At 56.7% G+C, this 12937-nt stretch carries 12 protein-coding genes, 1 tRNA gene and 1 riboswitch; of the genes, 5 read left to right on the top strand and 8 right to left on the bottom strand.

The window, feature by feature from the left end:
• Positions 1-139: 139 nt before the first annotated feature.
• Together ACTG20_RS09040 and ACTG20_RS09035 are read right to left on the bottom strand one after the other, a co-directional pair.
• Positions 140-1390: an integrase domain-containing protein gene (locus ACTG20_RS09040; protein ID WP_201902199.1), complete on the bottom strand. Its 1251-nt coding sequence runs from the start codon at positions 1388-1390 to the stop codon at positions 140-142.
• Between the two features lie 165 nt (positions 1391-1555).
• Positions 1556-1645: transfer RNA gene (locus ACTG20_RS09035), tRNA-Ser, on the bottom strand.
• 391 nt (positions 1646-2036) lie between these two features.
• Here ACTG20_RS09035 and ACTG20_RS09030 point away from each other — a divergent pair.
• The gene (locus ACTG20_RS09030) at positions 2037-2993 is read left to right on the top strand and encodes a L,D-transpeptidase family protein (protein WP_194495804.1); all 957 of its coding nucleotides are present in this window, start codon (positions 2037-2039) and stop codon (positions 2991-2993) included.
• Between the two features lie 39 nt (positions 2994-3032).
• Entirely contained in the window at positions 3033-4019 is a 987-nt protein-coding gene (locus tag ACTG20_RS09025) for a DUF481 domain-containing protein (protein ID WP_139463700.1), read from the top strand.
• 116 nt (positions 4020-4135) lie between these two features.
• Here the strand turns inward: ACTG20_RS09025 and ACTG20_RS09020 are convergent, their stop codons facing one another.
• The 4 genes from ACTG20_RS09020 to ACTG20_RS09005 all read right to left on the bottom strand — a co-directional run bounded on the left by ACTG20_RS09020 (position 4136) and on the right by ACTG20_RS09005 (position 8377).
• The gene (locus ACTG20_RS09020; protein WP_005334328.1) at positions 4136-5551 is read right to left on the bottom strand and encodes an SLC13 family permease; all 1416 of its coding nucleotides are present in this window, start codon (positions 5549-5551) and stop codon (positions 4136-4138) included.
• A gap of 245 nt (positions 5552-5796) precedes the next feature.
• Positions 5797-6522 (bottom strand): MaoC family dehydratase, encoded by a 726-nt coding sequence (locus tag ACTG20_RS09015; protein WP_019445964.1) that lies wholly within the window; start codon positions 6520-6522, stop codon positions 5797-5799.
• A gap of 246 nt (positions 6523-6768) precedes the next feature.
• Complete coding sequence (gene rlmF, locus ACTG20_RS09010) at positions 6769-7740, bottom strand: 23S rRNA (adenine(1618)-N(6))-methyltransferase RlmF (RefSeq protein WP_194495805.1); 972 nt, start codon at positions 7738-7740, stop codon at positions 6769-6771.
• 148 nt (positions 7741-7888) lie between these two features.
• Positions 7889-8377, bottom strand: coding sequence for a C40 family peptidase (locus ACTG20_RS09005; protein ID WP_005334331.1), 489 nt, complete (start codon positions 8375-8377; stop codon positions 7889-7891).
• Between the two features lie 275 nt (positions 8378-8652).
• On the opposite strand from ACTG20_RS09005, the gene ACTG20_RS09000 reads away from it, so the two are divergent.
• The gene (locus ACTG20_RS09000) at positions 8653-9375 is read left to right on the top strand and encodes a 4'-phosphopantetheinyl transferase family protein (protein ID WP_194495806.1); all 723 of its coding nucleotides are present in this window, start codon (positions 8653-8655) and stop codon (positions 9373-9375) included.
• Complete coding sequence (locus ACTG20_RS08995; protein WP_005353298.1) at positions 9372-10220, top strand: tetratricopeptide repeat protein; 849 nt, start codon at positions 9372-9374, stop codon at positions 10218-10220. The genes ACTG20_RS09000 and ACTG20_RS08995 overlap by 4 nt, the downstream gene beginning before the upstream one ends.
• Before the next feature lie 173 nt (positions 10221-10393).
• Here ACTG20_RS08995 and ACTG20_RS08990 read toward each other — a convergent pair whose 3' ends face one another.
• Both ACTG20_RS08990 and ribB read right to left on the bottom strand, forming a co-directional pair.
• Positions 10394-10636 (bottom strand): Lpp/OprI family alanine-zipper lipoprotein, encoded by a 243-nt coding sequence (locus ACTG20_RS08990; protein WP_005334342.1) that lies wholly within the window; start codon positions 10634-10636, stop codon positions 10394-10396.
• Between the two features lie 225 nt (positions 10637-10861).
• Positions 10862-11515, bottom strand: coding sequence for a 3,4-dihydroxy-2-butanone-4-phosphate synthase (gene ribB / locus ACTG20_RS08985; protein WP_439987589.1), 654 nt, complete (start codon positions 11513-11515; stop codon positions 10862-10864).
• A gap of 107 nt (positions 11516-11622) precedes the next feature.
• Positions 11623-11779, bottom strand: a riboswitch (FMN riboswitch).
• Between the two features lie 259 nt (positions 11780-12038).
• On the opposite strand from ribB, the gene purU reads away from it, so the two are divergent.
• Complete coding sequence (purU, locus tag ACTG20_RS08980) at positions 12039-12875, top strand: formyltetrahydrofolate deformylase (protein WP_005334346.1); 837 nt, start codon at positions 12039-12041, stop codon at positions 12873-12875.
• Positions 12876-12937: the final 62 nt, after the last annotated feature.

Raw genomic sequence — 12937 nt, 5'->3', positions numbered from 1 at the left:
AGAACCTGAGCGAACATACACCGGCATGGGCCAAGAAGCTCGCAGTGATGTCGTGACACAATGACACAATGACACTGTCAAATGGCCTCATGATATGAGCTGTTCGATAGGCTAAACCGCTCAATAAGATCTGCTAGCTTCAATTAACAAGTTCGGCACTGTCAGCCTCGACATCTAGCGCAGGCTCTTCCTCGTCAAGCTCAGTGGCTCTACGCGCCATAGTCTGAATGTGGTTGCTCCACCACTCCATCATAGGCCTGCGTCTTTCTAGGAAATCGGTACGGTTATAGGCTGCACGTACAGCGTCTCGATCCATGTGACTCAGTGCGACTTCAATCAAGTCCTTTGCAAACCCTCGCTCGTTGAGCACCGTACTTCCAAGTGACCTGAATCCGTGTGCTACAAGCTTGTCAGCGAATCCCATACGCTTCAAAGCCATATTGACCGTTGACTTGTTACAGTGGCTACGTCGATTACGTTCCCCGGGAAAGACGTAGGGAAACCTGCCCGATATCGGCTTCATTGCGTGCAGAATATCGAGAGCCTGATCTGTGAGAGGTACCTGATGCTCCCGGCGACGCTTCATCTTTTCGGCTGGTATACGCCATACCTTGGCCTCCCAGTCAATTTCATCCCACCGGGCTGTTGCGGCCTCACCCGGCCTAGCAAGGGTATGGAGGCTCCACATGATGAGATTACGCGTAATCACGGTAATGCTGGCTTGGTTTACTGCTCGGAGAAGAACCGGTAACTGACTTGGCTCGATACTGGGCAAGTGCTGCTTGGTTGGTTTATCAAATACCTGACGGATACCTGCACACGGGTTGGCCATGATGTAGCCCGAGTTAACGGCATACGTCATGATCTCGTTGATACGCTGGCAACTACGTCGAACCGACTCGTGCTTCTCCTCCAGCTTGAGAGGGCGCAATGCAGCAATTGCATGTTGTGCCGTCACTTGCTGGATCGGGATATGCCCCAACCCGGGCAACACATGCCGCTCCAATGAGTTCCACAGGTCCTTGGCATACTCAGCGGTCACCCTGCGTTGGTGCAGCGCCCTCCATTCCTCGGCAACAATGCGGAAGGTGAGGTTGGCTGCAAGTCGTTCTTCAGCCTTTTGGTCCTGGGGGTCTTTGCCTTTGGCTAGCAACCGGCGGTATGCATCTGCCTGATCGCGGGCGTCCGACAACGATATCTCCGGGTATGCGCCTAGCGAGATCCGGGTACGCGACCCACTTGGTCGAGTGTATCGAAAGCGCCATAGCTTATTCCCGTTAGGGGAGACGCACAGTTCAAGGCCGTTTCCATCTGAAAGAGTCCATTCGATCTCACGGGGTTTTGCGTTACGCACTTCCGTGGCAGAGAGGGGTTTGGTAATTCTTGGCATTGGTACACGCTCCATCGTAATGCCGCACGTCATGTACCAAAACATGTACCAAAAACCACCGGTTTTAGGCAAATCAAACCGAACTTCGCCGGACACTAAAAAACCCGCAAGGCCTTATACCATGCGGGTTTCCTGTACTATCCCAGACTATCTCGGACTACAATTTGGCGGAGAGACAGGGATTCGAACCCTGGGTGGCATTGCTGCCACAATTGATTTCGAGTCAATCCCGTTCGGCCACTCCGGCATCTCTCCGTGGGGAGAGAGTTTTACCCAAGCAGGGCCGAGGATGCAATAAAAATTTCTTAGATATCAAATGGCTGAATCAGATATCTGGGAGCAGGCTCACATTGCTTTACGCACGGCTTACGTTGCGAGGCCACTCTTGTATGGCCCTGTATCCACCCGCTCGCACACCCGGCCATTATCCATATCGTGACATTCCCCCATTGCCATCAGGCGTCTCTTTTCCCTGCTTGGCGCTCAAATTTATGGGTGATGCCGATTTTGGCCGGTTTCCTATGTATCCCCACATCATTGCGGGTGCGCAGCAAGCTGGTAATCATGGGCTGATTGAGGAACAATCGCGCCATTCTGGCGGCTGTGTTGATGATGTTCCGCCCCGATTGAACTGATGGATCTTCTTATGCGATTGCCGAAACTCAAGCTCCTATCCTTAACGCCCGCCCTTTCCCTGCTGCTGGCAGCGATCCTGCTCTGCGCGGCGCCGGCAGAGGCCAAACGCTACCCGCTGCCACCAGCCGGGAGTCGCCTCATCGGTGAGCTGGAGGATTACATCATCCAGCAGAATGAGCATCTGGAGCTGGTTGGCCAAAATACACAAATTGGATTTTTGGCGCTGCTTGAAGCAAATCCGGGTGTAGACCCCTATTTACCCAAGCCGGGTACCCGCTTGACGCTGCCCACTCAGATGCTGCTGCCTGATGTGCCTCGCGAGGGGATCGTCATCAATCTGCCCGAACTGCGCCTCTACTACTTCCCCAAAGGGAAGAACGAGGTCATCGTGCTGCCCATCGGGATTGGTGATATCGGCCGCGAGACTCCGGAGATGACCACCACCGTCATCGAGAAGAATCCCAACCCGACCTGGGTGCCCGGCCCCATGGTGCGCAAATCCTGGCTGGAGCAAAAAGGGATCACCCTGCCCGCCGTGGTGCCCCCCGGCCCGGAGAATCCCCTCGGCAAGTTCGCCATGCGCCTTGGCTATGGCAAGCGCGACTACCTGATCCACGGCACCAACAAGGATTTTGGCGTTGGCCTGCGGGTAAGTGCAGGCTGCATCCGGCTGCGACCTGACGATATTGAGGCCCTGTTCAAGATTGTGCCGATCGGCACGCCGGTACGGGTCATCAATCAACCGGTCAAGGTAGCCATCGAACCGGATGGTCGGCGCTGGCTGGAGGTACACTCCCCGCTCTCCCGCACCGAAGAGGAGCTTGAAAATGGCGCCCCGCTGATGCTATCACCGGCCATAGAAAGCTTTATCAGCGCACCTGATGTGATGCAGGATGAGGTGACGGCGGCGCTGGAGAGCAAAAATGGCCTGCCCCGCCCCATCAGCAGCCAGCTTGTCAGTGGTTAAGTCAGCAGCGCCCGAGTCGCACCGGAGTCACCTTACCTCATGAAATACCTGCCTCTCATACTCATGGTGATCTGCCATCCCCTGTGGGCAAAAGACATCCTCTGGATGAACAATGGCGATCGTCTGACCGGTACCATCGAAGAGATTGGCGATGAGTCGGTACGCATCTCTTTGCCCTATACCGGTGCCGTTACCGTCAAGCGGGATGCCATCAAGCGCTGGCGACTAGAGCATCAGGATAAACCCAAGGCGACCGCCAAAGGTGGATTCACCCTGTTCAAGGATGAGCAGGATGAACGCAAGGCCTGGCTCTGGACCGGTAGTGGCGATCTCAACATCAAGCTCAAACACAAGGACAAGCACACCAACAACGTCAACTTCAAGGGCAAGACCGAGTTGGCCAATCTGGACTGGCGCTACAGCCTCTCCGGAGAGTACTCCTACGAAACGTCTGACAGCGTCACCGATAACCACGACTACAAGCTGAACCCGACCATTGACTACTTTTTCGATCAACAGTGGTTTGTGCGCAGCTCGCTCAATGCCGAATATGACATGCTGGAGAGCAACTACCTCAGCCTCGACTATGGTACCGGGCCGGGTTACCGCTTCTGGAACGAAAAGCGCCGTCGGCTGGAGTTCGTGGCGCAGGGGGGTCTGCGTAAGACCTACTTCAGGGAAGAGAGCGGGATTGGGTTGCTCTTCAAAGGCAACCGGATCATCGACTATCCCTTTGCCAGCATGAACTGGGATTATCGCCAACCCATCCCGATATGGCGGGAAAAACTGGAGCTGTTCAGTCAGGGGCGCTATCTGCTCTATCTGGATCAACCCTCCCCCTATATCACTCTGAATCGAGATGTGACCGGCAGCGTGGGCTTGCGCTACTACTTCAACGACCACCTGCGCCTCTCCTGGTCGAGCGAGATGGAGTGGGAAGATGGCGAAGTCCATTTCGTCGGTCTCGAGCAAAAGTACAAAGAGACCGAATTCAGGCACCTGCTTAATCTGGGCGCCAGTTTCTGAGTCAACTGCAAACAGAAAGAGGAGCCAAGTTGGCTCCTCTTTCTGTTTTGGTCATCACCTGCCATGGCACTTCTCCGATGATGGAGCAGGCAACAGATGAGAAACCGGCCGTACTCTCAGATAAGTCCCCAAGCGGCAATCTGGTAGATCCATACCATCGCCAGCAGGGTGCCGACCAATCCCATGATGACGCCGATGCGCACCATCTGGTGACTCTCCACCAGACCGGTGGCGTGGGCCAGCGCATTGGGCGGGGTACTGATGGGCAGCGACATCCCGAGCGAAACCGAAATGGTAACCGCCAGGATCAGGGTATGACTGCCGCCCCACTCGGCCAACTCCGGCATGCTGACCGCCAGTGCCGCCACCAGTGGCAGCAGCAGATTGGCGGTTGCGGTATTGGACATGAAGTTGGCCATCACCACTGCCAGCAGACAGGCGCCGATCAGCACCGCCAGCGTGGAGTATTCGTGGAACGGAATGTGGGTGATGAGCCGCTCGGCCAACCCGGAGTCCTCCAGCGCCAGCCCCAGCGCGATACCGCCAGATACCAGCCAGAGCACGTCGAGGGAGATCTTGTGCAGATCGTCCTTGGTGATGATGCCGGTGGTCAGGAACACTGCTACCGGGATCATGGCGACCACGTAGGAACTCATGCCATGCAGATCCCCCAGCAGCCAGAGCACTATGGTGGTGATAAAGGTGAGGTAGACCACCCAGGCGCGAGGGGTCTGCATAAAGCGCCCCTCAATCTTGAGATCCATCCGCTTGAGGGTGCTCGGGAAGAAGCGCCCCAGCAGAAACCAGCCAAGCAGCAACAGCAATACCACGAAGGGCACCGCAAATCCCATCCACTGACCGAACGAGATGGCATGCTCGCCGGTCAGGTATTTGAGGGCCACTGCGTTGGGCGGAGTGCCGATGGGAGTGCCGATCCCGCCGAGGTTGGCCGCCAGCGGAATGGCCAGCACAAAGCCGATTTTGGCTGGGTCCTTGTCGGGGAACGCCGCCAGCACCGGGGTAAGGATGGCCAGCATCATGGCGGTGGTGGCGGTATTGCTCATAAACATGGAGAAGGTGGCGGTGATCAACATCAGCCCCAGCATGACGATCCGGGGATCCTGACCGAACGGGCGCAGCAGCACCCGCGCCAGATTGACGTCCAGATGGTACTTGGTCGCCGCAATGGCGAGGAAAAAACCACCAAGAAACAGCATGATAACCGGCGAGGCAAAGGTCGCCATCACCTCGGTGGACTTGAGCAGCTCACCAAACCCCGGTTCGGCCTTGTCGGCAGTCATGAACCAGAGCCCCTTGTCGGAGAGCAACAGCAGCTCCAGCACGATGATCAGCACCGAGGTAGCAAAGATAGGGATGGGCTCCAGGATCCAGCAGAGGGCGGCCAGCACGAAAATGGCCACGACCCGCTGCTCGATGACGGTGATCCCCTCCAGCGGGATCCAGTGGGTCGGGATCAGCAGGATGGTGAGGCTCAGCAGTAGTGGCAGAATAATCTTGTTATTGATGGGCACTATTGTCTCCAGGATCGGGAGTAAGAAGCCAATAGTGGCATAAAATGCTATCGCCTCACGCGGCCAACTCGCCAAAATGAGAGCTGGCTAACTGCACGGCGCACCGTTTTGTGAGTCATATCAAGCTGGGGTCGGCGCACTATGGCTGACGCCTCAACCCTTGCAACAAACAGGCAAAAAAACGGGCCCGCTGTTCGTTGCACACGACAGCGGGCCCGTTTCACCATTCATGCCGATGAGGGGGCTCAGAAGTAGATGCGGGTCACCGACTCGATGACGCAACCCGGGCGGCGGATCCCTTCGATCTCAACCTTGATCTCTTTGAGCAACTCCAGCCCACCCTTGATGGGGGTGACCCGGGCCAGCTTGGTGCGGGCGCGGATGTTGCTGTCCACCTTGATGGGGTACGGGAAACGTACCTGATCCAGCCCGAAGTTCACCACCATGCGGGCGGTCGGGAACTCGGGGGTGGCCTCATCGACCGAGCCGGTCAACTGCGGCAGCAGCGCCAGGGTCAGGAAGCCGTGGGCGATGGTGGTCTTGAAAGGCGACTCGGCGGCCGCACGCTCCGGATCGGTGTGGATCCACTGGTGATCCCCGGTCACTGCAGCAAACTGATCGATCATCTGCTGGCTGACGTGCAGCCACTCGCCGACATGGGTCTCTTCACCAATGCGGGCCTGCAGGGCGGCATAGAGCTCGGCCGCCTCGGCCCCCAGCTCAACAGCGGGTTCCTGAGCCACGGCAGGCTGACCGTTGGCTACTTGTGCCACGGTTGCTGCATCCTGTTGTTGCTCGCTCTGGGACTCGGCTTGCAAGTCCAGCACACGACCCAGCAAAGGGTGAAGATGTGCCTTTTGCTGAAACTCACGCCAGTAGTCGCGGATCGCCGGAGAGAGCCAATCCTTGAGCTCAAAGGGGTGCTGCGCCAGAATTTCGCGCTTGCGCTTCAGAAAATCGACAACTTTCATCTACCGATCCCTATTTGATTCAATGCCTGTAAAGAGGTCTAACCAGTCCTATTTTATTAAAGTTTCAGCTGTAAGTGCAAAAAAAATCTCGGCGTACACCTGTACCAAGGCGGAAGTAACTACTTACACAATGCAAACCAGCACGATCTGCCAATGAGGAAATCGATTGCCAAAGATGCCGCCAGCAGGGAAAATTCGCGGTGCTCATCATGAAAAAAGGCCCTCATCGGGCCTTGTGGTGGGGACTCAGCGCGCGCTAGACCAGCCGCGACGCAATTCCTCTTCATCCAGAAAGGACCAGGCGAGGATCCGGCTCACCTTGTTGCCCTGTGCCATGTCGATCACCCGTACCTGACGCGCCCCCACCCGGTTCAATGCCTTTTTCGCCCCCGGCAAGTTCTCTTTTTTCGACACCAGCGAGCTGAACCAGAGGCACTGAGTGGCAAACTCCTTGCTCTGGGCAATCATGTTGGCCAGAAACGCCGCCTCGCCCCCTTCGCACCAGAGCTCGGCCTTCTGGCCGCCAAAATTAAGCACAGGGGCGCCTGTCACCTCCTTGCCCAGATTGCGCAGCTTGCGCTCCGTCCCCTTACTCGCCTCTTCCAGCGACGCATGGAACGGCGGATTGCACAGCGTCAGGGCGAAGCGCTCCTTCGGCCCTATAATGCCGCGAAACACATGGTTGGGGTTACCCTGCAAACGACACTCAATCTGGTTGCCGAGTCCGTTGCTCTTGGCCAGCAAAGTGGCCGCCTTGACCGAGACCGGATCGATATCCGATCCCACAAAACGCCAGCCATATTCGCGGGCCCCCAGCAGCGGATAGATACAGTTTGCCCCCACCCCGATATCCAGCACTCTCACCCCCTTGCCGGTAGGGAGCTGGCCTGCGCTCTCGGCCAGCAGGTCGGCCGCCCAGTGCAGGTAGTCCACCCGTCCCGGGATAGGCGGGCAGAGGTAACCGGCAGGCAAGTCCCAGTGGGCAATCCCGTAGTGATGGGCCAGCAGGGCGCGATTGAGGGTCTTCACTGCATCGGGATCGGCAAAATCGATTGTGCGGGTGCCGTAGTCATTGATAAAGACGTGGGCAGCCAATTCGGGAGTTCGCAGGCAGAGCGCCTCAAAGTCGTAACCCGCCTGATGGCGATTACGGGAGTGAAGTCCGGATTTACGGTCGCCCGACTTGGGGCCACCGGCTGATGGGATGCGGGGTTTCATGCTGAGCCTGCCGAAGAAAACGGGCCCACACTATAGTGATTTGACTCGGGAAAGTCTAAACGAGGGCAATAAAAAACCGGGCTATCGAGCCCGGTTCAAGTGAGGTTGGAAAAACAGTCCGTACTGCGAGCCGTTTGTCCAGCCTGACTCAGATATCGATCCGGCGAGCTTGCCAGAACTTGTTGCGCCAATATTGGCTATCCAACTTGGAGCGCGTCACACCGGCGCGGGTCGAGGCGTGGATGAATTCACCATTGCCGACATAGATACCAACGTGGTTGAGACGACGATTGATTTTGAAGAAGACCAGGTCACCCTCGACCAAATCCTGCTTGGAAACGCGCGTCCCTTCGTGGACTTGGGAGCGGGTATCGCGGGGTAATTCGATACCGACGGCATTGCGGAACACTTCACGGGCAAAGGCGGAACAGTCGATACCGCGCTGGCTGCTGCCACCCATCCGGTAAGGAACACCACGCCACTCTTTGTATACAGTCAGGATTTCATTCACATCGGGTGTCTGGGAAGCTTCCGGTTCGATGACAGGTTCAACCATGGAAACTTCGATCTTGCTCGCGACCTCGGGTTGGGGTGCCGAGGCACAACCCACCATTCCGAGCGCGACCAGCAGTAGCATCAGGTGGCGCAATCCTTTATCCCCGCTAAATAGTAAATCTTGTTAAAATACGGCCCCAAAGGGCAATTTATAAGGCAACAGCACCCGACTATATCCAAGAATTCTATCGAGGCAAGTGAAAATCCCTATCAAGCTCACATTTTTGCAAGGAAATGCACGATTTTTCATAATTAATGTGATCATGACCAAACAATATACAATCGCAAAAAGAGCCTTAGGCCTCATAGATAACTGGCTTTTATCCCTGCTTCAGCACCTTTTTAAAGTGAAAAATCATGATCGAAACCGATCTTTTTTTGTTAAAACCGGCCAGGGTATGCCAGGAGCTGCTTGCTCAATTGCCTGAATGGCTGTCAACCGATGAGCAGCATATCTGGCAAGCCATGACCCATCCTGAACGGCGTCAGGAATATCTGGTGAGCCGCGCCCTGTTGCGCCAGCTATTGGCCGAGCGGCTGCAACAACCCGCCGCCAGTCTGCAATTTTGCAACGGCCCCCACGGCAAGCCCCGACTGCATGATGATGCTTGGCAGTTCAATCTGAGCCACAGTGGCAGCTGGCTGGTGCTGGCGCTCTGCCCGCAGGGGCCGCTTGGAGTGGATATAGAACTGGGCAAACGGCGGCGGCATCCCCTCCCCCTGGCCCGCCGCTTTTATGCACAGAGTGAATATGAGTGGCTCTGCGCACAGCCTGCTCAAGAGCAGGAGAGCGCCTTCTACCGGCTCTGGTCACGCAAGGAGGCGGTACTGAAAGCCCACGGTGGCGGCATAGCGGCGGGGCTGGAGAAGGTACGATTTATCCCGGAGGAAGGATGGCGACTCGACAACCGGCTCGATGACACCCCTTATCAGGTACAGGATTGGCCCTTTGCCAGCGGCTGGCTCAGCCTCGCAGCGGCGGCAGCCCCTGTGACCTTTTACCGGCTGGATGAGCGCTTGAATTGCCACTCGCTTAACCCCATGTTACTCAACACCATTTCTGAAGAGTCCAACTCATGATCGTCGACATTACTCCCCAGAATTTTCACGCTGAACTTATCGATGCGTCCATGAAGAAGCCGGTCGTCATCTATTTCCATGCTCCGCAGATGCCGGAGTGTCAGGGGATGACACCGCTGATCGAATCACTGGTTGGGCCCGCCAATGAGCAGGTCACCCTGGCCAAGGTGGATATGAACGATCCCCAGTTGCAGCCGCTGGCCAGTCAGCTCGGCCTGCGCGCCCTGCCGGCGCTGGTGCTGTTCCATCAGGGTCGCCCTGACGAACAGGGGATCATCGAAGGGCCGCAGGATGAAGCCACCCTGCGCCAGTATTTCGCCGCCTTCGCCCCCAAAGAAGAGGAAGAGTTGCTGGCCAAGGGACAACAGGCGCTGGCTGACGAGCAGCCCAGCATCGCCTATGCCCATCTGACCAAGGCACACCAGCTGGCTCCTGAACGTCACGACATCAGCCTGTGGCTCATTCAAGCTGCGCTCGACCTCAACCTGCTGGATGAAGCGCAGGAGCGCCTCGGCACCATCCCGATGGCGGCGCAGGATGGCCACTTCCATACCCTGAGCTCACGACTGGCGCTGGCCCTGCAAGCGGCAGACAGCCCGGAGCTGCGCGCGCTGGAAGCCCGCCATGCAGAACAGCCTGATGATTTTGCACTGGCTCAGGAGCTGGCGGTGCAATACAACCAGGCTGGCCGTCAGGAAGAGGCGTTGGGACTGCTGCTGGAGATCCTCAAGCGGGATTTGGCATTCGGCGATGCCAGAAAGACCTATCTCGATATTCTGGCGACCATGGGCAGCACACCGGCGGCGCAGAGCTATCGTCGAAAACTCTATAGTCTGCTCTACTGAGCGGAATCGAACTGGCTGGTAATGATGGGGGAGTGCCGGGAAACCGGCATGACCTCATGGGTCAAGTACGAAGAAGGTACTGTGGGAATAAGTTACTGTGAGAATAGTGGAGATACGGTGAATTTCAGGCAAAAAAAAAATGGCGCAAAACTGCGCCATTTTTTTCGCATGGATTACTTCTTGTAGGAAGTAGCCATGTTGTCGATGCGCTGGTTAGCACGCATAGCTTCTTGCTTGGCTTCGGCAACATCAGCAGCGATTTTGGACTGATCAGCACGAACTGCGCTAACATCTTGAGCCAGTTGGTCAACTTTGTTAGACAGATTCTGAACGGAAGTTTCCAGTTCGCTGGTGTTTGCACAACCGCCCAGCAGAGCGGACAGACCAACAACACCTACCAACAACAATTTTTTCATTTTTAAAGCTCCCTTGAACTCGCCAGACGTTTAGCAAGCGGCGTGATTATGGCACAAAAAAATCCTACTTTGCATAGTCCCCACCACAGATAAATGCATTAAAACCCTCATTTTTTTTTGAATGAACAGTTTTTGTCCAGATTCGTCTAAAAAATGAGTGCCGTGTGGTGGGGGCACGGACAAAGGTTAACCAAATTTTTGCCTTATTACAATTTCGTATGAGGCTCAGGCTGTACGTTCTGACAACAATTGACGATATTGCACCAGATCCTCGATGGTCAGCACCGGCATCTGGTGCTTGCGACCGAACGCAACCAGATCTGGCAGACGCGCCATCGAGCCATCTTCTTTGGTCAATTCACACAACACACCAAACGGTTTGAGACCAGCCAGCAGCATCAGATCGACCGTCGCTTCGGTATGACCACGGCGGGTAAGCACCCCACCGGTTCGCGCCCGCAACGGGAAAACATGACCCGGGCGGTGCAGATCACCCGGTTTGGCGCCGTCTGCGATGGCTGCACGGATGGTGGTGATGCGATCAGCCGCCGAGACACCGGTCGTGACCCCCTGCGCCGCTTCGATGGTCACGGTAAAGGCGGTCTGGTAGTGGCTGGAGTTGGCCTCCACCATCATCGGCAGTTCGAGCTGGCGAACCCGCTCGTCGGGCAGGCAGAGGCAGACGATGCCGGAGCACTCGCGGATCATCAGCGCCATCTGTTCATTGGTCATGGATTCGGCGGCGAAAATGAGGTCGCCCTCGTTCTCCCGATCTTCATCGTCGGCCACCAGCACGCCGCCTCCGGCACGCAAGGCAGACAGCGCCGTTTCGACACGGGCAACGGGATCACCGAATTCACTGAGTAGAGACTGATTCATGGTAAAACTCCTAAACAACAAGACAAGGACCAGAATCAGGGCATGGAAAGGCAGACAGAGACGGGCATGCAGCGGCAAGCCCACAAGGGCCAACACGGCAAGGTCTGTCTTATCCTCTTTCATCCGGACTATGACCGTCGGCTCCGGCATCTCACCGGATCTGCTGACCCCGACCCGGCAATCAGCCAAGTCGGGCGCTCGCGGGCTCCCCGAGTCAATCGGGATACCGCCGGTGGGGAATTGCACCCCGCCCTGAGAATAAGCGCAGACAGCCTAAAGAAAAACGGTTGCAGATACCAGCCAAAATCCCCCACTGGCTGAAAAGCGTTTCAACATTGCGCCCGGGATCCCGCTCTGCAGCCCGCTCGCCAGCACGAGAGGCCATGACTGGCGAATTTCTTTATGGCGCGGATCGGTTTATGGCATAGTTCCCGAAACAAAAAAACAGAGCCCGAAAAGAGAGCCTGAACAACGCTGCCGACGCAGACAGCAGCGCCAACACCACAAACGGAAAATGACAGAGATGGAAAAGAAAATACTGCTCACGGATTGCCCGGATGCCAAAGGGCTCATCGCCAAGATCACCAACATCTGCTACAAGCATCAGCTCAACATCATCAAGAACGATGAGTTTGTGGATCACGAGAATGGCCGCTTCTTTATGCGTACCGAGCTGGAGGGGCGCTTCAACGACGAGACCCTGCTGGCCGACCTCGATGATGCCCTGCCCACCGGTGCCCAGCGCCGTCTGGTCAAGGCGGGCAAGAAGCGCATCGTCATCCTGGTGACCAAAGAGACCCACTGCCTCGGCGATATTCTGATGAAGAACTACGCGGGCGCGCTGGATATGGATATCGTCGCGGTGATCGGCAACTACGACACCCTGGCCGAGCTCACCGGCAAGTTCGATATCCCGTTCCACACCGTCAGTCACGAGGGTCTGAGCCGTACCGAGCATGAAGAGCAGGTGCGCGCCATCATCGACAGCTATGAGCCTGACTATGTGATCCTGGCCAAGTACATGAGGGTGCTGACCCCGAGCTTCGTCGAGGCCTATCCGCGCAAGATCCTCAACATCCACCACTCCTTCCTGCCCGCCTTTATCGGTGCCCGCCCCTACCGGCAGGCGTTTGATCGCGGCGTCAAGCTGATCGGTGCCACCGCCCACTTCGTGACCGACGATCTGGATGAAGGCCCCATTGTCGAACAGGACGTGATCCACGTCGGTCACGCCTTCAGTGCGGAGGACATGGCCAAGGCTGGTCGGGATGTGGAGAAATCGGTGCTGAGCCGCGCGCTGGAGCTGGTACTGAACGAGCGGGTGTTCGTCTACGGCAACAAGACGGTAGTCTTCAAGTAATTCGCCCACACGGCACGTATGCAAACGCCAGAAACAACAACGGCTCCCGCGGGAGCCGTTGT

Source organism: Aeromonas sp. 84A (genome assembly GCF_051919345.1).
GTDB classification, from domain to species: Bacteria; Pseudomonadota; Gammaproteobacteria; order Enterobacterales; family Aeromonadaceae; genus Aeromonas; species Aeromonas veronii.
The sequence above is the reverse complement of the archived record's forward strand: the minus strand, read 5'-3'. Positions and strand labels throughout refer to the sequence as shown.